Annotated in this window: 20 protein-coding genes; 5 read left to right on the plus strand and 15 right to left on the minus strand. The window is 44.0% G+C overall.

Features of this window, described 5'->3' with window-relative positions; all coding sequences use genetic code 11:
- Positions 1 to 40: 40 nt before the first annotated feature.
- From NSU15_RS20225 to leuC, 4 genes are all read right to left on the minus strand, one after another.
- Entirely contained in the window at positions 41 to 1,480 is a 1,440-nt protein-coding gene (locus NSU15_RS20225; protein ID WP_042129459.1) for an N-acetylmuramoyl-L-alanine amidase, read from the minus strand.
- Between the two features lie 147 nt (positions 1,481 to 1,627).
- A complete protein-coding gene (locus tag NSU15_RS20230) occupies positions 1,628 to 3,196 on the minus strand; it encodes an N-acetylmuramoyl-L-alanine amidase family protein (protein ID WP_339287390.1) in 1,569 nt (522 codons plus the stop codon).
- Between the two features lie 186 nt (positions 3,197 to 3,382).
- Entirely contained in the window at positions 3,383 to 3,985 is a 603-nt protein-coding gene (gene leuD / locus NSU15_RS20235) for a 3-isopropylmalate dehydratase small subunit (RefSeq protein WP_042129463.1), read from the minus strand.
- Between the two features lie 29 nt (positions 3,986 to 4,014).
- Positions 4,015 to 5,439: a 3-isopropylmalate dehydratase large subunit gene (gene leuC, locus NSU15_RS20240; RefSeq protein ID WP_339287391.1), complete on the minus strand. Its 1,425-nt coding sequence runs from the start codon at positions 5,437 to 5,439 to the stop codon at positions 4,015 to 4,017.
- A 256-nt stretch (positions 5,440 to 5,695) separates the two neighbouring features.
- On the opposite strand from leuC, the gene NSU15_RS20245 reads away from it, so the two are divergent.
- Positions 5,696 to 7,045, plus strand: a complete 1,350-nt coding sequence (locus NSU15_RS20245) for an FAD-binding oxidoreductase (RefSeq protein WP_339287392.1) — start codon at positions 5,696 to 5,698, stop codon at positions 7,043 to 7,045.
- A 189-nt stretch (positions 7,046 to 7,234) separates the two neighbouring features.
- Complete coding sequence (locus tag NSU15_RS20250) at positions 7,235 to 8,146, plus strand: LysR family transcriptional regulator (protein ID WP_339287393.1); 912 nt, start codon at positions 7,235 to 7,237, stop codon at positions 8,144 to 8,146.
- A gap of 107 nt (positions 8,147 to 8,253) precedes the next feature.
- Here NSU15_RS20250 and NSU15_RS20255 read toward each other — a convergent pair whose 3' ends face one another.
- Positions 8,254 to 8,451 carry a hypothetical protein gene (locus NSU15_RS20255; protein ID WP_042129470.1) on the minus strand — a complete coding sequence of 66 codons (198 nt, stop codon included), beginning with the start codon at positions 8,449 to 8,451 and terminating at the stop codon, positions 8,254 to 8,256.
- A gap of 431 nt (positions 8,452 to 8,882) precedes the next feature.
- Here NSU15_RS20255 and proB point away from each other — a divergent pair, with 431 nt between their 5' ends.
- From proB to proC, 3 genes are read left to right on the plus strand one after another with little or no spacing between them, the layout of a single operon-like run.
- Positions 8,883 to 9,986, plus strand: coding sequence for a glutamate 5-kinase (gene proB / locus NSU15_RS20260; RefSeq protein WP_042129472.1), 1,104 nt, complete (start codon positions 8,883 to 8,885; stop codon positions 9,984 to 9,986).
- 37 nt (positions 9,987 to 10,023) lie between these two features.
- Positions 10,024 to 11,271: a glutamate-5-semialdehyde dehydrogenase gene (locus NSU15_RS20265; RefSeq protein WP_339287394.1), complete on the plus strand. Its 1,248-nt coding sequence runs from the start codon at positions 10,024 to 10,026 to the stop codon at positions 11,269 to 11,271.
- 48 nt (positions 11,272 to 11,319) lie between these two features.
- The gene (proC, locus tag NSU15_RS20270) at positions 11,320 to 12,189 is read left to right on the plus strand and encodes a pyrroline-5-carboxylate reductase (RefSeq protein ID WP_339287395.1); all 870 of its coding nucleotides are present in this window, start codon (positions 11,320 to 11,322) and stop codon (positions 12,187 to 12,189) included.
- A 63-nt stretch (positions 12,190 to 12,252) separates the two neighbouring features.
- Here the strand turns inward: proC and NSU15_RS20275 are convergent, their stop codons facing one another.
- From NSU15_RS20275 to NSU15_RS20320, 10 genes are all read right to left on the minus strand, one after another.
- Positions 12,253 to 12,978: a hypothetical protein gene (locus NSU15_RS20275; RefSeq protein WP_339287396.1), complete on the minus strand. Its 726-nt coding sequence runs from the start codon at positions 12,976 to 12,978 to the stop codon at positions 12,253 to 12,255.
- Positions 12,975 to 14,078: a hypothetical protein gene (locus NSU15_RS20280; protein WP_339287397.1), complete on the minus strand. Its 1,104-nt coding sequence runs from the start codon at positions 14,076 to 14,078 to the stop codon at positions 12,975 to 12,977. The genes NSU15_RS20275 and NSU15_RS20280 overlap by 4 nt, the downstream gene beginning before the upstream one ends.
- An 18-nt stretch (positions 14,079 to 14,096) precedes the next feature.
- Positions 14,097 to 14,582: a hypothetical protein gene (locus tag NSU15_RS20285; protein WP_081389880.1), complete on the minus strand. Its 486-nt coding sequence runs from the start codon at positions 14,580 to 14,582 to the stop codon at positions 14,097 to 14,099.
- Positions 14,579 to 15,127, minus strand: a complete 549-nt coding sequence (locus NSU15_RS20290; protein WP_339291407.1) for an RNA polymerase sigma factor — start codon at positions 15,125 to 15,127, stop codon at positions 14,579 to 14,581. The genes NSU15_RS20285 and NSU15_RS20290 overlap by 4 nt, the downstream gene beginning before the upstream one ends.
- 132 nt (positions 15,128 to 15,259) lie before the next feature.
- Positions 15,260 to 16,012 (minus strand): DnaD domain-containing protein, encoded by a 753-nt coding sequence (locus tag NSU15_RS20295; RefSeq protein WP_042129483.1) that lies wholly within the window; start codon positions 16,010 to 16,012, stop codon positions 15,260 to 15,262.
- Between the two features lie 26 nt (positions 16,013 to 16,038).
- Complete coding sequence (asnS, locus tag NSU15_RS20300) at positions 16,039 to 17,337, minus strand: asparagine--tRNA ligase (RefSeq protein ID WP_036676308.1); 1,299 nt, start codon at positions 17,335 to 17,337, stop codon at positions 16,039 to 16,041.
- A gap of 21 nt (positions 17,338 to 17,358) precedes the next feature.
- Complete coding sequence (locus NSU15_RS20305; protein ID WP_042129486.1) at positions 17,359 to 18,567, minus strand: acetate kinase; 1,209 nt, start codon at positions 18,565 to 18,567, stop codon at positions 17,359 to 17,361.
- The gene (locus NSU15_RS20310; RefSeq protein WP_042129488.1) at positions 18,564 to 19,436 is read right to left on the minus strand and encodes a 3-hydroxyacyl-CoA dehydrogenase NAD-binding domain-containing protein; all 873 of its coding nucleotides are present in this window, start codon (positions 19,434 to 19,436) and stop codon (positions 18,564 to 18,566) included. The genes NSU15_RS20305 and NSU15_RS20310 overlap by 4 nt, the downstream gene beginning before the upstream one ends.
- 133 nt (positions 19,437 to 19,569) lie before the next feature.
- Positions 19,570 to 21,072 carry an AAA family ATPase gene (locus tag NSU15_RS20315; RefSeq protein ID WP_339287398.1) on the minus strand — a complete coding sequence of 501 codons (1,503 nt, stop codon included), beginning with the start codon at positions 21,070 to 21,072 and terminating at the stop codon, positions 19,570 to 19,572.
- Positions 21,065 to 21,607 (minus strand): hypothetical protein, encoded by a 543-nt coding sequence (locus tag NSU15_RS20320; protein ID WP_339287399.1) that lies wholly within the window; start codon positions 21,605 to 21,607, stop codon positions 21,065 to 21,067. Before NSU15_RS20320 ends, NSU15_RS20315 begins: the two co-directional genes overlap by 8 nt.
- Positions 21,608 to 21,985 lie beyond the last annotated feature (378 nt).

The raw sequence follows: 21,985 nt of genomic DNA on the forward strand, positions 1-21,985 counted from the left end.
CAGAAAGCTGACTTTGCGGCGCTCGTCTGCCACTGGTCTGTTATTTTATACCCAAATATTCCTTAATTCCACTCACCATTGAAGCAGCAACTTTATTTTGAAGTGCATCTGTAAAGAGCAACGCCTCATCTTTTTTGTTACTCAGGTACCCTACTTCAAGTAAAACTGCAGGCATTTTCGTTTCACGAATTACATGGAAATTACCGTAACGTACACCGCGATCGCTAAGTCCTGTAGCTTGAACAAGATATTTATGCATCACGTTCGCCAATGCCTTGCTGGCTTCCCGTTGATAATAAGTTTCTGTTCCACTTGCCGCCGAGGATCCTGAACTATTGGCATGTACAGAAATAAATAGGTCTGCCTTTAAATTATTAGCCATTGCCGCACGATCCTTAAGTTCCAAGAAAGTATCGTCACTACGCGTTAACACAACGTCGATATTACTCTCTTTTTTAAGCAACGCAGCTGCCTTAAGCACTATAGCTAAATTAAAATTCTTCTCGTATTTACCAGTGACTCCAACTGCTCCAGAATCCTTAGCTCCGTGCCCTGCATCCAGTACTACAAGCTTCTTACCATCCTTGCCTGGCTGTGTTGAAGTATCTCCCGTATCTTCTGCATTCAGATCAATGATGACCAGCTTAGAATCGGTGCCAGAAACGCTTACGTTATAATTTTTAGGATGATTCAAATCGATCACAAAACGTACTGTATAAGGGTTAGTGTTGTAAAGAGAATAACGCACTCCAGAAACATCAGGATAATCCGTTACTTCCAGTTTACCATTCAGGTCAGGGTCAAGAACTTGTCCAGTTCCGAACAGATCGGAGAAAGTAGCATTAGGAAAATCAACCACTAACCGATCCGGTCCAGTCATCGCCGTCACTTTCGGTGCTGAATTACCCTCTATCGCAATACTCAAACGATTTTCACTAAAACTCACACCATTTACCATCGTTAAATTCTTAGAAGGATCTACTGGGGGTACAACCTCAGATCCACCATTTTCAGTATTTCCACCAGAACTACCGTTATCATTTGAGGATCCTGGGGTAATAAGATATACACTCTTCTTCACGTTGTCCCACGAGACATTCAATCCAAACTGTTCACTTATGAATCGAATCGGTACAAGTGTCGTATTACTACGAAGGATTGGTGCCGTGGTAAGCGTTAGTGTCTTGTCATCAACTGAGGCTGTCTTTTGATTCACAACCAGTTTGATGACCTTTCCTTGCTGTTCAATCGTTACCGTCTTGCTCTTCTGATCCCATCCCACGTTATATCCAAGGCTTTCAGAGATCAACCTTAACGGCACCATGATTGTATCATTCACATTCTCAACCGGGACATTTTGCCCTGCGGTCAGCTCCTTGCCGTCCAGATAAATCTTGCTATTCCCGGCAGCAGCATGTCCGTTCTCAGGCAAAACAAAAACTAAGAGCAACAAAAACAACATCAAACTGAATTTCTTCATTCTTCACCTCTAAATCTAGTATTCGCCTGTGAATGGCGATCGTGATGGCCTGTCTACGTCAACCTCAGACCTCTATTAGACGCTAATAATCTATAAAGGTTGCGAATATATTCCATAAAAATTGAGAAATCTCACCAACATTAAGCATTAAAGTCCTAAATATTCCTTAATACCAGCTACAATTTCCCTCGCTAATTTGTCTTGTAGCTGCTCACTATACATCCCTGATTCATTTCCTGAATTAGTAAGATACCCCACTTCTAGAAGTACTGCCGGCATACTGGTTTCTCTTGTAACATGCAGACTTTTCGTTCTTACTCCGTTGTCCTTGAATCCAGTACCAGCTATCAGATGTTTGTGCATAATCTGTGCAAGCGGCAGACTTCCACTACGCGAATAGTACGTTTCACTGCCATTTATTTTATCTCTATTCGGATAACCCTGCTCCAGTGAATTCCCATGAACTGAAATAAATAGATTAGCCTTTGCAGCTTCTGCGATATTCACACGGTCCTGAAGACCTAACGTAATATCTTCAGTCCTAGTAAATACGACGTCAACCAAAGCTTCTTGCATTAACAGTGCTTGTACTTTACGGATAACAGCTAAATTGAAGTCTTTTTCCAGTTTACCTGTGAGGCTGACTGCTCCTGATTGTGACCCTCCATGACCCGCGTCGAGGACTACAACTGGCTTCCCTGTCATTCCACTACCACCTGAGGTATTCCCTTCACTGCTTGTAACATTCAAATCTAGTGTCACCAGTCCAGTACTTTCATCCGTACTTAATTGATAAGGCTGGCTCCCGACTGTTTGAATCACGAACCTAACAGTAGAAGGACTTACACTGAACAACGCATACCGGATCTCAGAAACTAGAGGGTAACCCGTAACATCCAGCTTCCCTTGCGGACTTCCGTTTGTGGTAATACTTGGTAGGCCTCCTACGAAATCAGGAGCAAAAGCCGCACCGGGAAAATCTACGACGATTCGATCTGGACTGCTCATTTTTGTGATGCTAGGTTTAGCAGCCCCAGAAACAGCGATGATTAATCGATTCTCAGTGAAGGCTGCCCCATTTACAAGCGGACCTGCTGCATTCACACCAGTGCTTCCTGGTACGGAAGATGATTGTGGTGTCGGTGAGGGCACAACACTTCCAGCGCTTGTGCCATTATCCATGCCGGGTGTAGTAATCTGAGTTGGAGAAGGCGTACTTGTTGCTGTAGGACTAGTAACGGTTCCCTCAGGTGTAGCCACCGAAGCTTGTCCACCCGTCAAATAGACCGTTTTATCGCTATTATCCCAGCCAACCTTGAGCCCGAACTGCTCACTTACGAAGCGAATCGGAACGAGAACTGTACCACCGCTTTGCTTGGGTGCTGCGTTTAAATCAAACGTTACTCCATCCGCATCAGCTGTTTTTCGTCCTACAGCCAGCTCAATGCTTTTTCCATCTTGGTGAACCGTTACTTTGCGGGCCTGCTGCTCCCATAAAACCTCAAATCCAAGATTCTCCACTACCACTCTGACAGGGATCATAACACTGCCATTGACGTTCTCAAGTTTAATTCCTTTTGGTAAAGTAAGCTCTTGATTATCCATAATAATTCTGCCTGAGCTACTACTAGCTGCGGCAGCTTCACGTCCAGTGAATGATAGTAATAATAATGGCAGCAACAATAGCAGCAACGTTCGATACCCAACTCTTCTCATTTTCCCGCTCCTTCTGCAAGTGATAGTTCTAGATAAATACTTAGACGACAGAAATCACCAAATGTTTCCTTAATAACCAATGAATATTTTGATTATAGCAAAAAAACTTCTATTTCCGTGACCCGGAAATAGAAGTTTTGCGTAATTTTTGTAAAAATTAAGAATGAAACCAGTCATACCCTACTATTAAGAGAATAACTTAGCCGCATGACGCTCTTCATACGCAGCAATTTCATCCGCATGTTGAAGGGTCAAGCCGATATCATCCAGACCTTGCAGCAAGAACTGACGGCGGTGCTCATCCAGATCAAAGCTGATGCTTAGTCCAAATTCATCATGAAGTGTATTGCTTTCAAGGTCCACGGTCAACTGGTAGCCATCATGCTCGGCTGTCCGATTAAACAGCTCATCCACTTGCTCTTCCGAAAGCTTGATCGGCAAAATGCCATTCTTAAAGCAGTTGTTGTAGAAGATATCTGCATAAGAAGGTGCAATAACAACTCTGAAACCATAATCCATAATCGCCCAAGGTGCATGTTCCCGTGACGAACCACAGCCAAAGTTAGCACGTGAGATCAAGACAGAAGCATCTTTATAGCGTGGTTTATTCATTTCAAAGGCAGGATTATCGTTGCCAGCCTCATCAAAACGCCATTCGTAGAACAAAAATTGTCCAAATCCAGTCCGTTCAATCCGTTTCAAGAACTGCTTTGGGATAATTGCATCCGTATCTACATTCACCCGATCTACTGGTGCAACAATTCCTGTTAATTTTTTAAAAGCATCCATAGTTTTATCCTCCCGTGTTCTCTCTAGTTCTATGAGCTGACAGCTTCCGTCTTATAGTTCCAATCACGTACATCAGTGAAACGACCCTTTATCGCAGCTGCAGCAGCCATAGCTGGGGATACCAGATGCGTGCGTCCACCGCGACCTTGACGTCCTTCAAAGTTACGGTTCGAGGTAGATGCACAGCGTTGCCCAGGTTGCAGTACATCAGGGTTCATCGCAAGGCACATACTGCATCCCGCTTCGCGCCATTCAAAGCCCGCATCAGTAAAGACTTTATCAAGCCCTTCCTTCTCAGCCTGCATTTTAACACGACCAGATCCAGGAACAACAATGGCAGTAACCTTGTCAGATACCTTATGGCCTTTTGCTACCACGGCAGCGGCTCTCAAATCTTCGATCCGTCCGTTAGTACAAGAACCGATAAATACATAATCAATTGGAATTTCAGAAATAGGAGTTCCAGGAGTCAAATCCATATATTCAAGCGCTTTTTCAGCAGCTTTGCGTTCATTTTCAGTGGTAAAGTCAGCCGGATTTGGCACGCTAGAGTTGATATCTGTACCCATGCCCGGGCTAGTACCCCAAGTCACTTGTGGAATCAATGTCTCCACATCGAATTCAACCACCGTATCATACTGAGCACCTTCGTCACTAACAAGACTCTTCCATCCTTCAACAGCAGCGTCATAAGCTTCGCCTTGCGGCACATATTGACGTCCACGCAGATAGTTAAAAGTAGTTTCGTCAGGAGCGATCAAGCCTGCTCTTGCTCCGCCTTCGATCGACATGTTGCAGACGGTCATACGTTCTTCCATCGACAACTCACTAATAGCTTCACCTGTGTATTCAATTACATAACCTGTTGCAAAATCAGTACCATACTTAGCAATAACACCAAGGATCATATCCTTTGCTGTTACACCAGGATTTCTTTTACCAGTAAAGCGTACTTCCATTGTTTTAGCTTTGGATTGTTGCAAACATTGGGTAGCCATTACATGTTCAACTTCGCTTGTTCCGATACCAAAGGCCAGCGCACCGAATGCACCATGTGTAGAGGTATGGCTATCACCGCAAACGATAGTTTTACCAGGGTGAGTCAAGCCGATCTCAGGACCCATTACGTGAACAACACCTTGATCAATATCATTCAGGTCGAACAATCTCACACCAAAATCAGCACAGTTCTTAGAAAGTGTATCGATTTGCTGCTTGGAAATTGGATCTTTAATGTTAAAACGATCCTTGGTAGGAACGTTGTGATCCATTGTAGCGAAAGTCAGTTCAGGACGGCGAACCTTGCGGTTACTGAGGCGAAGTCCTTCAAACGCTTGTGGAGAAGTTACTTCATGAACCAAATGAAGATCAATATAAATAATGCTAGGCTTACCTTCCTCTTGATGAATAACATGATTATCCCAAATCTTCTCAAACATTGTCTTGTTGCTCATAATTTCACCTCATTAATAGAATCGTTCATTGGAAGAGAGCGTGGAGTCTCTCTTGAATGATCTAAATATAACATCACCTTCTTTATAATTCCAAGATATGATATCTATAGAACTGATAGGTTCAACCTATAAGATTGAAGACGTTTTTTTCTGAGACCCTAGTAAGCCCACTCCTTAGACGAATGCCCTTCATACTATATCGGGTCCTAGTTGTTGAAATGCAGTGCATTTGTTAGCTCAGAAGGAGTTGGAACAATTGAAGTCAGGAACGAGACTTACCGGGCGAGTTATTTTCAAAGGTGATCAAGGGTATGAAACGGCACGTAAGAATTGGGATCCACATACTGACAAATTCCCGAAAGTGTTTGTTTTCGCACAAAAAACACAAGATGTCGCGAACGCCATAAAATGGGCTAACGAGAATAAAGTCCCCATCCGTGCAAGAAGCGGTAGACATTCCCTGGAGGTTAATCTTTCACAGGTCACCGGAGGAATTGTCATCGATGTAAGTGAAATGAAGAAAATCAAACTAAATAAAAAATCAGGAACTGTTGTTGTGGGTACCGGAAATACAGTAGGGAGAATTGCACACACGCTTGCTGGGCAAGGATATATGGCTCCATTCGGCGATAGCCCTACGGTTGGAATCGGAGGCATCACCCTAGGCGGGGGTATCGGGCCGCTCCAGCGAACCGTGGGCCTTGTTAGTGATAATCTAATCGAACTCGAAATGGTTGATGCCAAAGGGAAAATTATTCGCGCCAATAAGAATAGTAACTCTGATCTCCTCTGGGCTTCACGCGGAGGTGGCGGGGGGAATTTCGGAGTTTACACCAGTTACAAATTCAAAGTACGTCCAGCTCCAGCTTCGGCTACCGTTTTTCGTATCACCTGGCCTTGGGATCAGTTCGAGAAGGTATTCAAAGCTTGGCAACTCTGGGCTCCTTCCGTTAATACCAAGTTGGGCAGTGAATTATCCATTGGTCCGAAAAAAGGCGGTAATGTTACTATGACGGGGCTGTTCCTCGGATCAAAAGCAGAGGCTTCTCGCCTCTTAAAGCCCGTTACGAGCATAGGAACGCCTACGAATCAAATTATCCGCTCTTTGCCCTATACAAAAGTAGTGAGTTTTATGTTAGCGCCCGATCCAGTGCTAACTCAAAGAGTCAGCAACCAGTTCTCCAGCGGTTTCGTAAGAAAACCCTTCCCGGACAAGGCAATTAAGTCCATGCGTGAATTCTTAGAGAAAGTGGAGGGAGAGTTCGCAGGTTTCTTTTTCCTCAACTGGGGTGGAGCTGTGAGCCGTAAGTCACCCAAATCTACAGCCTTCTACTGGCGTAAAGCGAAATTCTATGTAGAGTGGAATAGCTCATGGATCAAGAAATCGGAAGCTGCCAGAAATATATTCGTAGTACGAAATACACGTCGGAAGCTGCAGCCATTTATCGTGGGGAGCTACATCAACGTTCCAGACCAGGGAATTAAAAATTCCGGAACAGTATATTATGGAGCGAACTATCCTAGATTACGGAGAGTCAAAGCTAAATATGACCCGGGAAATATATTTAACAACCCTCAAAGCATCTCTCCAGCCCGCAAAGTATAGTAAGACGTAATAAGATAGCATAGAAATTAGACCGGCAAACATAAAGGACTCCAGCGATTACTGGTAAACCACACCTTCCTATTTGCCGGTCAGAGCGTTCGTGCACGAACTCACATGCGAACCTATATAAAACTTCAACTTCATAGGTTATACTTATAAGTAAAAACAATCTCCCAAAGGAGTTTATACATGGAACTGAGACAACTACAATATGTACTGCAAATCGCAGCCGAAAAAAACTTCTCCCGAGCAGCGGACAAGCTGCACATTGCCCAACCATCACTCAGTCAGCAGCTTTCCAAGCTGGAAAAAGAGCTCGGTGTAATGCTGTTCCAGCGAAATACCAGTTCTGTTGAACTGACCTATGCTGGATCTAAATTCGTAGAGCAAGCCCAAATCATCATTGATGGCGTAGAACTGCTGCGGCAAGAAATGTCTGATATTTCTGAACTGCGTACCGGTCGAGTCGTTGTAGGCAGTATGCCGATCACTGGTGCACATTTACTACCGCATGTGCTTCCGGTTTTTAAACAAAATTATCCGGATGTAGAAATCACTCTGCTTGAAGACTCCTCCATGAACCTAGAGAAGCTTACTGCGAGTGGTCAGACTGATTTAAGCCTGCTCTCATTGCCGCTCGAAATTCCGGCTCTTGCTTACGAAGAACTGGGTGAGGAAAGGATCGATCTTGCAGTCCCACCCGAACACCCACTAGCTAAACGTAGCTTAGATGGAACTAAAACCTCTTTGGAAGAACTAAAGGACGAGCTATTTATTGTACTTAAAGAAGGTCAAGGCTTCCGCAAAATGACTATGGATCTGTGCCGAAACGCTGGCTTCGAGCCAAAAATTGTTTTTGAGAGCAATAACATGGAGACAGTTCAGTCACTGGTGGCTACTGGCATGGGGGTAACTCTTGTACCTCATTTTATCGCTCGTGCACCGCGGAGTGAGTTCGTGCCTGTCTACTTGCCTCTAGCTGATCCAGCCCCTAGCCGAACATTAGTCGTAGCCTATCGACGTGGACGTTATTTATCCAAGGCCGCAAAGGCTTTTGTAGAAACATTTAAATCTACGGTAGCTGAACTAACTGAGGAATAGATACTTAGCCTTTCATAACCTTCTTCCAAAACATATGAAATGCCCTGATAACCAATTGCATGGTTGTCAGGGCATTTTTTCAAGTTTACCTTATAAAACTTTCTGTTTTATTTACGCATATTACGCTTTGTAATCAGGCGGTTCTGATCATCTGACACCCGAGCCGTACTTTCATTAACAGATCCTTTAACAATGAAAGTTCCGGTATGTTCCTCCACAAATTCACGAGTCACACTATTTTGAAACTCTGCTATTTCGTTTGGATCTTGGTTCTGTGCCTGCTCAGCATTGTTGCCTTTAGTCACTTCAATCCACCTCCTAGTAACAGATTATAAGTACTTTACCCCCTCGCTTAGAGGCTAAACATAATATTTAAAGCTCTCTCATGCGAGAAATAGTTCCTTCGTTTTTCCTTTGCAATGCAACCATCTCCATGGTATTCTATTGAAAATAAGTGAAACGTGCAGACGGGACCAGTAAGAATGAGTCTAACCGCGCCTAGAGAGTAAATTCCGACAGGCTGAAAGAATTTACCGCGGTTTTCATTCCGAATCCTACCCCCGAGCGGCCTGTGCTAAACAGGACGGATCCTCCCGTTACGAGAATGAAGTCGGATGATCCCTCATCAATGAAGGTGGTACCGCGGAAGTTAATAGCTTTCGTCCTTTGCTAAGTCTAAGGATGGGGGCTTTTTGTCGTTTTCAGGATCTATAAAATACTAAGGAAGTGAACAGAAATGACGACACGAATCGTAGTCAAAATAGGCAGCAGCTCGCTGACTGGAACAGAGGGCGGTTTGAATCGCGAAGCCGTCTCCTTCTTCGCTTCAGAGATTGCCGAATTGAAGAGAAACGGCTGCGAGGTGTTATTGGTAACCTCCGGTGCTGTAGCTGCAGGCTTTCGCAGTATCGGTTACCCAACACGTCCAAAGCTACTGCATGAGAAGCAAGCAGCGGCAGCTGTAGGCCAAGTGCTGCTCATGCAGGCATATCAAGAAGCTTTTGCTGAGCATGGAATCACCACAGCACAAATTTTACTAACCCGTACCGACTTTTGTAGTCGCAGAGCCATGAATAACGCTATGATGACGGTAGATGAGCTGCTTCGCCAAGGAGCGGTGCCTGTATTTAACGAGAATGACACCGTCTCCGTAGATGAGTTGAAATTCGGCGATAACGATACTTTATCTGCGCTCGTAGCCAACCTGCTGAAAGCCAGCAGATTGCTCGTCTTAACCGACATGGATGGCTTATACAGCGGAGATCCACGGAAACATCCCGACGCTGTTCGCTATCAGTTCGTTGATGATATTACGCCAGAGATTTATGCTATTGCCGGTGGAGCCGGCTCTAGTGTGGGAACGGGTGGTATGCGTTCAAAAATCGATGCTGCCAAAATTGCCACACGAGGTGGTGTACCTGTCTTTGTTGGAAGAGCTACCGAGCCTGGAGATTTACAACTCGCAGCGTCAGGAACGGGTCGAGGTACTTATTTTGCAACCAAGTTATCTTCCTTGCCTGTTAAAAAGCAATGGCTTGGCTTCATGTCCACCCCGCTCGGCTCCCTTTACATTGACGAAGGAGCCGTTGAAGCGCTGCTCCATGGCGGTCATAGTCTGCTGCCTGTCGGCGTCAAACATGTAGAAGGCAATTTTCATGCAGGTGATGTTGTAGAGGTCCTTGGACCTGACTCCAAATTGCTGGGACGCGGGATTGTGAATTACGATGACGCCCAGCTGCGCAGTATTCAAGGCTTACCAAGCCGTCAGATTGTTCCGAAGCTGGGAGAAGTACACCGGCTAGAGGTCATTCACCGTGACGAATGGATTACTTTAAGGTAAGGAATCTTGTCCATACAAAATTTAAGGAGGAATCGTCATGAGTGAGGTTGTCAATAAAACAAAATTAGCCAAGGAAACCACTGGAGTATTAGCTAGTCTAACAACCGGTCAAAAAAATGAAGCTCTCTTAGTGATGGCAGAAGCGCTACGCCGTGAAGCTCCAGCCATTATTACCGCCAACAAGGAAGATTTGGAACGCGGGCGCCTAAGCGGCACTCCTGAGTCTATGCTTGATCGACTAGCCTTAGATGTAGGCCGAATAAACAGTATCGCTGAAGGACTTCAACAAATCGCTGTATTACCTGATCCGATTGGTGACACGCTAGAAACCATTGAGCGTCCAAATGGTCTGGGCATCCAGAAACTCCGTGTTCCACTCGGTGTCATCGGGATCATCTATGAAGCACGCCCAAACGTAACTGTTGATGCTGCTGGTCTGTGTCTTAAGACGGGTAACGCTGTTGTGCTGCGCGGTGGCTCCTCCGCTCTGTCCTCTAACCGAAAAATTGTCGAGGTGCTTCACCAAGCGCTAGCAGGGACTTCAATGCCGAAAAATGCACTTCAGCTGATCGAGGATCCCAACCGTTCCTCCGTTGATGAAATGCTTAAGCTCAACGGACTACTTGATGTAATTATCCCCCGTGGAGGTAGTTCTCTGATTCAAAATGTTGTGCTTAACGCAACCGTGCCTGTTATTGAAACAGGTGCAGGCATCTGCCATACTTATCTCGACGCAAGCGCCTTGCCAGAAATGGCACAGAACATTAGCTTGAATGCCAAAGCACAACGCCCTTCGGTCTGCAATGCCATGGAGACGCTGCTCGTTCATCGGGATTTCGCAAAAGAGTATTTGCTTTCATTAGCCGAAGCTTTCCGTGAGGTTAAGGTTGAATTGAGAGGCTGTCAGGAAACAATATCTTATGTCCCATGGGCATTACCTGCAACATTAGAGGACTATGCTACAGAATATAACGATTATATCTTGAATATCAAAATCGTCAGCGATTTAGATGAAGCTATGCAGCATATCGCCCAGTATGGAACGAAGCACTCGGAATGTATCGTAACAGAAGATCCGGATAACGCTTCACGCTTCTTACAGGAAGTAGATGCTGCAGCTGTTTACCACAATGCTTCCACCCGCTTCACAGACGGCTTTGAATTTGGATTTGGTGCAGAGATCGGCATTAGTACACAGAAACTCCATGCTCGTGGACCAATGGGTCTACCTGCCCTTACTTCAACCAAATATAAGATTTATGGAACAGGTCAAATACGAGGCTAGTGTCCACGTATCTGTTTTCAATTACACCACTTTAGGAGGATTTTAGCCATGTGTCAGCAACCTTCCATTCCACTAATGAATCATAATATTGTATTTTATGGCGCTGGCTCCATGGCAGAAGCCATCGTTCGCGGGATGATTAGCCGCAGTATCGTGAAATCCGATAATGTTATTATGCTTAACCGCAGCAGCAGTGAACGTCTGGCAGAGCTAAGAAGTCGTTACGGCGTAATCGGTACAAATGATCCTGAACAAAAAACAGATTATCTACGGAACTCACCAGTAATTGTGTTAGCAATGAAACCAAAAGATGCTGCCGAAGCGCTACGCGGACTAAGTCCTCTTCTTTCTCCAGATCAGATCATAGTTTCTGTAATCGCTGGGCTGTCCATTCGAACGATGCAAGGTCTGCTTGGTAAAGAGCAACCCATCGTCCGCACAATGCCGAATACTTCTAGTTCTATTGGTCTTGGTGCCACCGGCATTGCCTTTTCCAAGGAAGTAGATGAGAAAGGTCGACGCCTTGCACTCAACATCTTTGAAGCTGTTGGACTTACAACAGTCATAGACGAAGAACGCATGGAAACCTTGACGGGTATTTCCGGCAGTGGACCTGCCTATATTTATTATATGATGGAGGCAATGATCGCTGCTGGTATACGAGGCGGACTGCCGCTTGATCAAAGCACGCAGTTAACCGTTCAAACGGTTCTAGGTGCTGCCAGAATGGTACAGCAAACGGGTGAAGATCCAGCTGCACTTCGCAAGAAGGTCACTTCCCCGAATGGTTCTACACAAGCAGCAATAGAAGTACTAGAGCAAGGAGAATTCTTTGAAACTGTCATTGCAGCAGTAAATCGATGTGCCGAACGTTCCCGTGAAATGGGCACTGCGCTTGAGAAAGAGCTGCATTCCTAACTAAAAAGATCGCTCCCAGACCACATTGGTCAGGAAGCGATCTTTTTTCAAATTAAACTTAGATTAACTGGTCACAACATTTCCATAAGTATCTCGAATAATCACTTTAACATTAGCAGGAGCCCCAACAGTCACGTCCAGTGTGTTCCGAGAATTATCGAATAGCAGGTCTCTAGGAGTTTCCCCTAAAATGATGTATAACGTATTCCCAACATGCTTAGTTTGAAGCAGCTGCTGCTCTTGTGCTTCTTGTAGCTTTCCTTTATTTGAAAAATAACTTCCAAATACATTTAGCTCGTTTCCACCCGTTTGATCCACTTTAATCCCATAAGGCTCGGCAGCTTGAATAATGATGGTACTAACGCCATCTGGAACGGCTCCTTTCCAATCTGGCAATGCGTAACTTTCTTGCACAGCTGAAACGGCACGGCGAAATTCCTGTGTTAATCCTAAAGAACTAATTGCTGCAAAAACTAGACAACATACTGCTATAAAACCAACGAACAGAACACTTAGCACGTCATAATACATTTTTCCTTTTCCACGAAACCATAAAGTGTATATTACAATTTCTAAGCCTAATAATATAAAAATAATCGGCCACCAAGCTAACGTCGTCTCGAACACCTCCGCGCCTCTCCACTGCGAAACCATAATTAGTGCTCCCAGAAATAAAAGACTCAGTCCCATCGACAACGTTCCTACACGCCACCGCCTTGTTTTATCTTCCGTGACTGGACGCTCATTTGGAACAATGACTCCCTGCTGTATTTCTATCGGATTATTCAAGAGTGACCACCCGTCCCTTTTCTTCCTTTATTATTTTTACTTCCCGCCATCAGTTTCAAACCACCGCCAATCAATAGCACGGATACAATAATGGTCCTGAAATATTCATTGACTCTATACTCCAAACGCCATTCAGGAAATCTGATATCAAGTGCGGGAACTGCGACATTCACTACAATGTAATACAGCCCTAGACACATCAGAGCAGCTCCAAGCCATCCTTGATGATTTAAAAATCCTTCTATGACTGGCTTATCCCGTAAAGGCTCACGTCCATGTCGGCTGACAAGCTGTAAACCATCGAATAAACTGTAAAACCAAATGACTGGAATGAGGAAGAATAGCAGCGTTAAACGCAGTAGGTCCATGACATAAATACTCCCGAGGAATAGTAACATGAGCTGTAATCCTCTTTTTTGCAGCCCTAGATACATTTGTCCGGCACCCGGAAAAGCAGAAAGCAGTGTAGCCAAAACTTTGCTACGGCGCCCCTCCTCACGACCAGCCTCCATCTCTTCGAATAAGGTACGATCTACCATTTCTTCTCCAGCTTGCTTGCGATGGATTAACTGAACCGCATCAAACATACAATATAACCAAATCACTGGTAATACGCCAAACAGGAGAAGGAAAACATCACTTGACGTAATCCCTGCCAGGAATAACATCACGGTCATGAAACCGAAGAAAGATATGAGGAAAGACAATCCTCGCTGCATCAACCCCATATGAAAATGACCTAATCCTGGAATGAACGATAATAAAATTACATGTACACGCTCATTATCGTCTGTCTTAACGGGCATTGAAGAATAATCAAAATTCGATCCATCTGGAGCCATTACCGGAGCAGGCATCTGCAGCATTTTTACTACCAGATGCACCATCGAGACCATCCCAATGAGTAAAAACCCCAAAATACCCATGATTAGAATCTCCTCAGCGCCTTCAGCCACAGCTAATAAGAATGACATAAATAAGATGCCAAAGCTTAACAGAAGATAAACAATTCCCTGTGGACGTTTTCCCATATAATAATGACCTGCTCCAGGAATCAAATTAAGAAAAAAAGCTTTTAATTTACTACGCTGCTGTTGCATGTTTCATTTCTCCTCTCATCACTTTCTGCTGCCCATTAGCTGATCCAACCATCCGCTAGTTGCCTGTATGACTTGCTCGCTAAATGATAGGGAATTATCTTTTTTAGGGATCATTAGCTCCATTTGACCTGTGTGCAGCTTATCAAACATACCTGATGACATAATCAACAGTGTAAGTGATGCGGCAACCGCATAATGAAAGATTGTCTTTTCATACCAGCGATATCGCCGTCCCCCTTCTTCAACCGTCACTTGTTCCAATGCTGCTGAAGATTCGGTCATTTTTGCCCAATCAGCCATAACTCTCTCTGTAAAAACAGACGAATTCTCCAATGAAGGCAGATCCTCCTGTAGCTCATCCAGCATTTCCATATAAGAAGTAAACGTTTCTTCATCTTCCAACAGCAATCGTTCCCAATCTTCTCTGATCGTTTCTTCCATGTGACCTTCAACATACGCTTTTGCTTGTTCACGTTGGTTTGGATCTTCTCCACGCTTCATCATAGCCATTCGTCCTCCTTCCAATGGTTTCGAATCCATTGTCTCGCCCTATATAATCTGGATTCTACTGTCTTCAGTGAAATTCCCTGCTCTGCAGCAATCTGATCATATTTTTTATGTTCCAGATAATAAGCCACCATAATTTCACGATGAGTTTCTGGCAGGCTATTAATTTCACTGAGCAGCCGATCCATCCGATCACGGCGTACAACACCTGACAACACATCCTCCTCGTTGGAAGCGGTCTGGCTTAGTACAAGCTCATAGTCAACAGGCAGTTCCCTAAGTCGATCACGCTTACGCTTAGCATCGATTGCCTTATTTAAGGCGATCCGTGTAATCCATGATTTCAAGCCTTGAAAACGGTAGTCAGGGAGAGATTTGTACATTTGTAAAAAAGCTTCCTGAGCAGCATCTTCCGCCATCTTGGCATCGCGTAATACAGAATAAGTAATTTTGTAAATTTGCTGACTGTATGTATTTACAAATTGGCGGAACGCATCTTCGTCACCTTGGCAAATCTGCCGAATTAATACCTCTTCTTCAATGACTCTCCCCTCCTTCCCACAGCAATAGACGCCATCGATTACAACTACCCCTGCATTTTTTTATAAAAATATTAAAAAAACCGCACTGACTTTAGCGATGGGCTAAAGCAATGCGGTTCTCTCCTGAGCAAGCTATCTTCCGCCATTGCGGAATTTTTGCGTATAGTTCTTAACATCCTGAGCGTTCTTGACCCGGTTGCGGGCCCATTCCAGCAATATTCGATCAATATAACGGAAATGAACCTTTCCTGCAAATACAGATTCCTTCAGTGCTAACAGAATCAGCTCCTCGGGATACCGGTCTTGATCCACCCAACTAGATATCGTCTCACATTCCATTGGAGATAGCGGACGTCCGAATTCCTTTTCGAAAATACTGAACAGATTTCGGCTTTCCTCTTCAGCTCCAAGTTGAGAAGGAGATGAGGGGGGTTTTCCGCCGAATCCACCCCCTGAAGCAGCCCGTGGTGCCGAGGTTGCATAGCCCCCTGCGTGCTTATCTTGCTCATGCTCTTGCACAACTGTCGCTAGATAAGCACCAAGCTTTCCGTATAACCCTGAGAAGTTGTAGCGTTCATAATGGATGTCTCTTAGTTCATCGTTGTCTCCATCGATACTAATGAAACCTTCCTTCATAAGCTTCTGCAATTCTCCTGCTAGAACAGATATGCTACGGCCTGTTACGACCTGAAGCTCCTCAAGCGAAGGGAAGTCAATCCCTTCCACCTGCCTGAAAGAAAGCAGATGGATCAGCAGCATGGCCTCACTTCCGCTTAAATTCAGCTTCCGGTAATACTTCAGTAATGCATAAGGTATGACGGCCATTCCGTTCTCCAGACCGAAGGAGACGCCTTCGCCCCAGGTACTCCATCCTTTGCCGTCCATGAACGTCCCCCTTCAAATATAAGAACTTATGGGTAGAGACGGTACAGTGTACGTGGGAATGGAATAGTCTCACGTACATGATCAAGACCACAGATCCAAGCTACAGTACGCTCAAGTCCAAGTCCAAAACCAGAGTGAGGTACAGATCCGTAAGTACGCAGATCCATGTACCACTTGTAAGAGTCCATCGAAAGATTATGCTCTTTGTAACGCTCTTCAAGCAGAGCAGGATCGTCGATCCGCTGTGAGCCACCAATAATCTCTCCGTAGCCTTCTGGAGCGATCATGTCCGCACACAGCACGACTTCTGGACGATTTGGATCCGGCTTCATGTAGAACGCTTTGAAAGAAGCAGGGTAGTGAGTAATAAATACTGGTTTATCGTATGCTTCTGCGATTGCTGTTTCATGAGGTGCACCGAAATCATCACCCCAAGCAATATCTTCAAAGCCTTTATCGTTTAAGAACTTGATTGCATCGTCATAAGTAATCCTTGGGAATGGCGCTTTGATATTCTCCAGTTTGGAAATATCGCGACCTACTGCTTCCAACTCCGCACGGCAATTCTTCAATACGGATTGCACAACGAAGCTAATAAACTCTTCTTGTACCTTCAAGCTTTCTTCGTGATCTGTAAAGGCCATTTCTGGCTCGATCATCCAGAACTCGATTAAGTGGCGACGAGTCTTGGATTTCTCTGCACGGAAAGTTGGTCCAAAGGAATATACACGGCCCAGTGCCATTGCAGCAGCTTCCATGTACAACTGTCCGCTTTGAGTCAGATAGGCATCCTCATCGAAGTACTTCGTGTGGAACAAGTTAGTAGTTCCCTCTGCCGACGTTGGTGTCAGAATCGGAGGATCTACCTTTGTAAATCCACTCTCGTTAAAGAACTGTTGGATTGCGCGAATAATTTCCGCACGAATAACCAGAACAGCACGCTGCTTCGAGGCACGAAGCCAAAGATGACGGTGATCCATCAAGAAATCTACGCCATGCTCTTTCGGAGTAATAGGATAATTTTCTGTAAGATGCAGGACTTCAATTCCAGTTACAGTCATTTCAAACCCGGACTGACTGCGAGGCTCCTCGCGAATAATTCCGGTCACATACAAAGAGCTCTCCTGCGTGAGGCTCTTAGCAGCATCCCATACCTCTTCAGGTACTTCTGATTTCACTACAACTCCCTGAATATAACCTGTACCATCGCGAAGCTGCAGGAACTGAATTTTACCACTGGAGCGCTTGTTGTTTACCCAACAACCGATAACAACGCTCTCTCCAACATGTTCATTCACGTTCTTGATTACACTCTTGTTAGCCATGCCTTCAATCTCTCCTCTAATTTAGCCGTTAATTCCTTGCACAATACGGTGTGTATCGCGTGCAATGACAAGTTCTTCGTTTGTCGGAACTACTAGCACTTGTACCTTGGAATCTACCGTAGAGATACGACGTGGATCGCCTGAACGAACTTTGTTAGCTTCAGCATCCAACTCAATACCCAGGAAAGTAAGGTTATTTAGCAGTTTCTCACGAAGCAATGAAGCATTTTCACCAACACCGGCAGTAAATACGATCGCATCTACACCGTTCATGGCAGCCGTATATGAACCGATATACTTGCGCAAGCGGTACTCATACATTTCAAAAGCTAGCGTGGAATTAGGCTCACCTTTTTCCATACCCTCAATAATATCACGCATGTCACTGCTTACGCCCGAAATTGCTAAGAGACCACTATGTTTATTCAACATGGAGTTCACTTCACCTACAGACAATTCTTCCTTGTTCATTACGTAAGGAACAATTGCTGGGTCAAGGTCACCACTGCGTGTACCCATCATCAAACCTTCCAGAGGTGTCATACCCATCGAAGTATCCACGGACACTCCGCCCTGAACTGCAGTTACACTACCGCCGTTACCGATATGACAAGTAATGATCTTCAGATCTTCCAGCGGACGCTCCAAGTACTCCGCAGCAGCCTTGCTTACGAAGTCATGTGATGTACCGTGTGCGCCGTAACGACGAACTTTATATTTATTGTACAGTACTCTAGGAATAGCGTACATATAAGCTTTCTCAGGCATCGTTTGGTGGAAGGCAGTATCGAATACAACGACCTGCGGTACACCCGGCATATTTACTTCAGAAGCCGTAATCCCCATCATCGCTGCTGGGTTATGCAGTGGTGCAAGGTCAAACAATTGACGAATTTTCGTTTTTGCGTCAGCATCCACAAGTGCGGAGGCTTTGAAGAATTCACCACCATGCACTACGCGATGACCTACAGCATCAATTTCTTTAATGGATTCAATTACACCATGCTCCTTGTCTGTAAGACAAGCAAGGACTTTACGAATCGCAGTATTATGTTCCAGGATTTCGCTTACTTCTGTCACTTCCGCTTTGCCAGTCGGTTTATGATTCAGAATAGAGGAGTCCATTCCAATACGTTCAACCAAACCTTTAGCCAAAACCGATTCATCATTCATGTTATAGAGCTGATATTTCAAAGAAGAACTACCTGAGTTAATAACTAGAATATTCATACACGGTCACCATCCTTGTCGTACTTGAAGAAGCCTTCTCCTGATTTCATACCCAGTTGTCCTGCACGTACCATCTTCTTGAGAATTGTAGAAGGGCGGTATTTCAATTCACCGTATTCACGGAACATATTTTCAAGCGCAGCAAGAACCGAATCCAAGCCGAATCTGTCAGCCATTTCAAGCGGTCCATATTGGAATTGATAACCGATACGCATAGCATCGTCAATATCCTGTGCGGAGGCAACGCCCTCTTGCAACACATGCATAGCTTCATTGATAAACAAGCAAATGAGGCGTGATGTTACAAATCCTGGGGATTCATAAATCATTACACCTTTTTTCTCAACAATCTCATCAACAAAGGATTTTGTGTCTTCAAAAGTAGCATCTGAAGTTTTCAGACCGCGTACGATTTCAACAAGATCCACTTTAGCAACAGGATATATGAAATGCATTCCGATCACGCGTTCCGGATACATTGTAGAACTTGCAAGTTCAGTCAAGCTAAGTGTTGACGTATTGCTGGCAAGAATAATGTGATTTGGACATACTTGATCCAATTGATTTAGAATCTTTTTCTTTTCTTCCAAATCCTCAACAATGGTTTCGATGACCATATCACAAGAGCTGAGCTCTGCGAAATGTGTCACTTTTTGAATGCGGCTAAGAATCAGCTTCTTTTCTGCTTGAGTGATCGCCCATTTCTCCAATTGCTTATCTAGACTTGTCTCGATCATTTCGTAAGAGTAGTCCAGTTTTTCTGCGGTTTTCTCCACCAGCAATACATCCAGGCCTTTGGCTGCTAACATTTCAGCAATACCTTGTCCCATTGTGCCACCGCCGATGACACCTATTTTTTTGAAATTCATAAAAAAGTCTCCATCCTTTCAGGTATCTATACTTTTGTATTGTACCTTGTCTGTCGCAAAAATTTATAAAGCCCGACATATAATGATATCTTAGCATGCCTGAAAAGTAAAAAAAAATAACCAGCATAAAAATTTATGCTGGTAAAAGGACGCTGTCACGAAATTGACATCGAAATTGCTCTCCAGAGAGTACTTCTTCCTTCATTAAAATGTCAAGAGAGTAATCAAATACATTTCGTTGCTTTTCAAGGTGCTCACGAGTGCGCGTCATCAGTTCATCCAATATCTTACTATTTTCCTTCATAAGCTCTTCAGTGGTAACCATTTCCAGTTTAGCAATCCCCAGCGAAGTTAATCCTGACTTCATCATCGTTTCCACAATATTCAGCGCCTGATCGAAATCAGCGCGTGAACCTGTGCTTCGTCCGCCATAATACATTTCTTCAGCCGCCGCTCCACCAAGTGCAATCATAATCTGATCTTCCAAATAATCTTTGGTGTACAAATACTGCTCTTGCTGAGGATTGTGCCGTACATATCCAAGGGCTTGCCCACGCGGAGTCAGTGTAACCTGACTAACGCTTCCTGGACGAAGGAGCTCTGCCATGATGGCATGTCCCAATTCATGAATAGCGACCCTCTTTTTCTCTTCGTGATTGGTTTCTCGATCCGTTTTTTCACCCATCATTACCTTGTCAATCGCCATCGACAGATGCCGTTGCTCAACTTCCGTCAAGTCCTCACGCATCATATAAATCGCAGCCTCATTCATGACACTTTCCAGCTGAGCACCGGAGAAGCCATAGGCTTCTTCAGCAATTTTGTCGAGGCTTACTTCTGGATGAATAGGTTTATTCTTCGCATGCAATTCGAGAATCGATTTACGGCCCTTCTTGTCAGGCATGTCCACTTGAATATGACGGTCGAACCGTCCAGGACGTAGCAATGCCGAATCAAGCATTTCTTTCCGGTTTGTTGCAGCGACCAGCAGAATACGCGGTGTTTCGTTATTATAAATACCGTCCATCTCAGTCAACAGCTGATTCAAGGTCTGGTCATATTCACGCTGCTGCCCGCCTTCACGTTTACCGCCAATTACGTCAATTTCATCAATGAAAATAATGGCACTCTGCTTGTTCTCCTTAACAGCGCGGCTACGGGCATCCTTGAACAAATCACGAATCCGGCCGGCCCCGACACCCACATACATTTCAACAAATTCACTACCTGATGCAGCTACGAATACAGAATTTGTATAATGTGCAGCCGCTCTGGCCATAAGGGTCTTACCTGTTCCTGGAGGACCAGTGAGCAGAATCCCTTTTAAAGGACGAATCCCAAATTTGCTGATTTCCTCATGACGGATCAAAAAATCGAGTGCTTCACGAAGCTCTTGCTTCGCATTGTCTTGCCCGCCAATTTCTTCAAAAGTTAGCTTTGAAGGTCCTTCCTTCTTGCGTTTTTTCCCAGCACCAGCGTTCACCGTAAGCCCGCCGCGCAAATGAGCAATTATAAGCAGTGCAGTAAGCATTCCAGCTGCTATAACAATTGGGAATATATTAATACCTAAAAAAGCCATGAAAATAAACAGTACAGGAATAAATCCGAGTAAAATTTCTTTAAGATACTTAGGCATTATTCCATACCCCCAAGGTCGCAGGTTTTCGCGGCAAAATAATGAATTTACTTTCTTTTCCATTACTTAAACTAACATACACATTGTTGTCGTCGATTTCAGTAGATGCTATCACATTTTTATATTCTGAATGTTGCTCTTTTAATCTATCAAGTTCAGTAGGTATAAGAGTATATTTACGGCTCTCCATCGCTTCAGCTACAGAGAACATCGCTTTATCCCAGTAATCATCCAATAATTCACTTGAATTTTGATCCACATCGAGTTTAAGTTTACGTCCTTCAATCACTGATTTTCCTTCTTTGGATACATACGATACTAGATCACGTAAATTCGTGCCCGGCTGCAAATCAAGTTTCAAAGTGACCTCATCGCGGTTAATACTAATATGTGAATTGTTTACTCCCTCATAACCGGATACAATCTTTTGGAGCGGTTCCTGTAAAGCAAACTGACGATATAAAAAGAATCCTCCGAACAATAGAGTAGCCGACAGTAGAGACGTTATCAGTACAGGTACAAGACGTAATTTCAAGAAACGTCCTCCTCTCAAAGATGACAAAATGTAAACAGAATGATCAATAAATCAAAGCTGTTAAGCGCTCATCAGAGCCTAACGTTCTCTTAATACTGTTCTAATTACAAACAGTAGTATATCACATGTGTATATATAAAAATGAAAAAAAGTGTGAATATATTTAAAATTTTATTTTTTATTTTTTTCCAATTCATTAAATATATTGATTTATTTCAACGAAAAAAAAGAGCCGTTACTTGTCATTAACAGGCTTATTTCCACATGTGTTTTTAAATAGAATATATAAAAACTACCTACTTAGTATATCACAAATAGTACATTACGAGTATATCAAAATAATCCATCATATTAACGAAAACAAGCGAACCATAAATG

The organism is Paenibacillus sp. FSL E2-0201, assembly GCF_037963325.1.
GTDB lineage: Bacteria > Bacillota > Bacilli > Paenibacillales > Paenibacillaceae > Paenibacillus_AQ.

Coding starts and splice junctions, on each gene's coding strand:
- NSU15_RS20305 (WP_042129486.1), bottom strand. CDS start 18,567: ATGAATATTCTAGTTATTAACTCAGGTAGTTCTTCTTTGAAATATCAG.
- NSU15_RS20265 (WP_339287394.1), top strand. CDS start 10,024: ATGAGTGAGGTTGTCAATAAAACAAAATTAGCCAAGGAAACCACTGGA.
- NSU15_RS20285 (WP_081389880.1), bottom strand. CDS start 14,582: ATGATGAAGCGTGGAGAAGATCCAAACCAACGTGAACAAGCAAAAGCG.
- NSU15_RS20280 (WP_339287397.1), bottom strand. CDS start 14,078: ATGCAACAGCAGCGTAGTAAATTAAAAGCTTTTTTTCTTAATTTGATT.
- NSU15_RS20315 (WP_339287398.1), bottom strand. CDS start 21,072: ATGCCTAAGTATCTTAAAGAAATTTTACTCGGATTTATTCCTGTACTG.
- NSU15_RS20225 (WP_042129459.1), bottom strand. CDS start 1,480: ATGAAGAAATTCAGTTTGATGTTGTTTTTGTTGCTCTTAGTTTTTGTT.
- proC (WP_339287395.1), top strand. CDS start 11,320: ATGTGTCAGCAACCTTCCATTCCACTAATGAATCATAATATTGTATTT.
- proB (WP_042129472.1), top strand. CDS start 8,883: ATGACGACACGAATCGTAGTCAAAATAGGCAGCAGCTCGCTGACTGGA.
- leuC (WP_339287391.1), bottom strand. CDS start 5,439: ATGAGCAACAAGACAATGTTTGAGAAGATTTGGGATAATCATGTTATT.
- asnS (WP_036676308.1), bottom strand. CDS start 17,337: ATGGCTAACAAGAGTGTAATCAAGAACGTGAATGAACATGTTGGAGAG.
- leuD (WP_042129463.1), bottom strand. CDS start 3,985: ATGGATGCTTTTAAAAAATTAACAGGAATTGTTGCACCAGTAGATCGG.
- NSU15_RS20250 (WP_339287393.1), top strand. CDS start 7,235: ATGGAACTGAGACAACTACAATATGTACTGCAAATCGCAGCCGAAAAA.
- NSU15_RS20230 (WP_339287390.1), bottom strand. CDS start 3,196: ATGAGAAGAGTTGGGTATCGAACGTTGCTGCTATTGTTGCTGCCATTA.
- NSU15_RS20295 (WP_042129483.1), bottom strand. CDS start 16,012: ATGGACGGCAAAGGATGGAGTACCTGGGGCGAAGGCGTCTCCTTCGGT.
- NSU15_RS20310 (WP_042129488.1), bottom strand. CDS start 19,436: ATGAATTTCAAAAAAATAGGTGTCATCGGCGGTGGCACAATGGGACAA.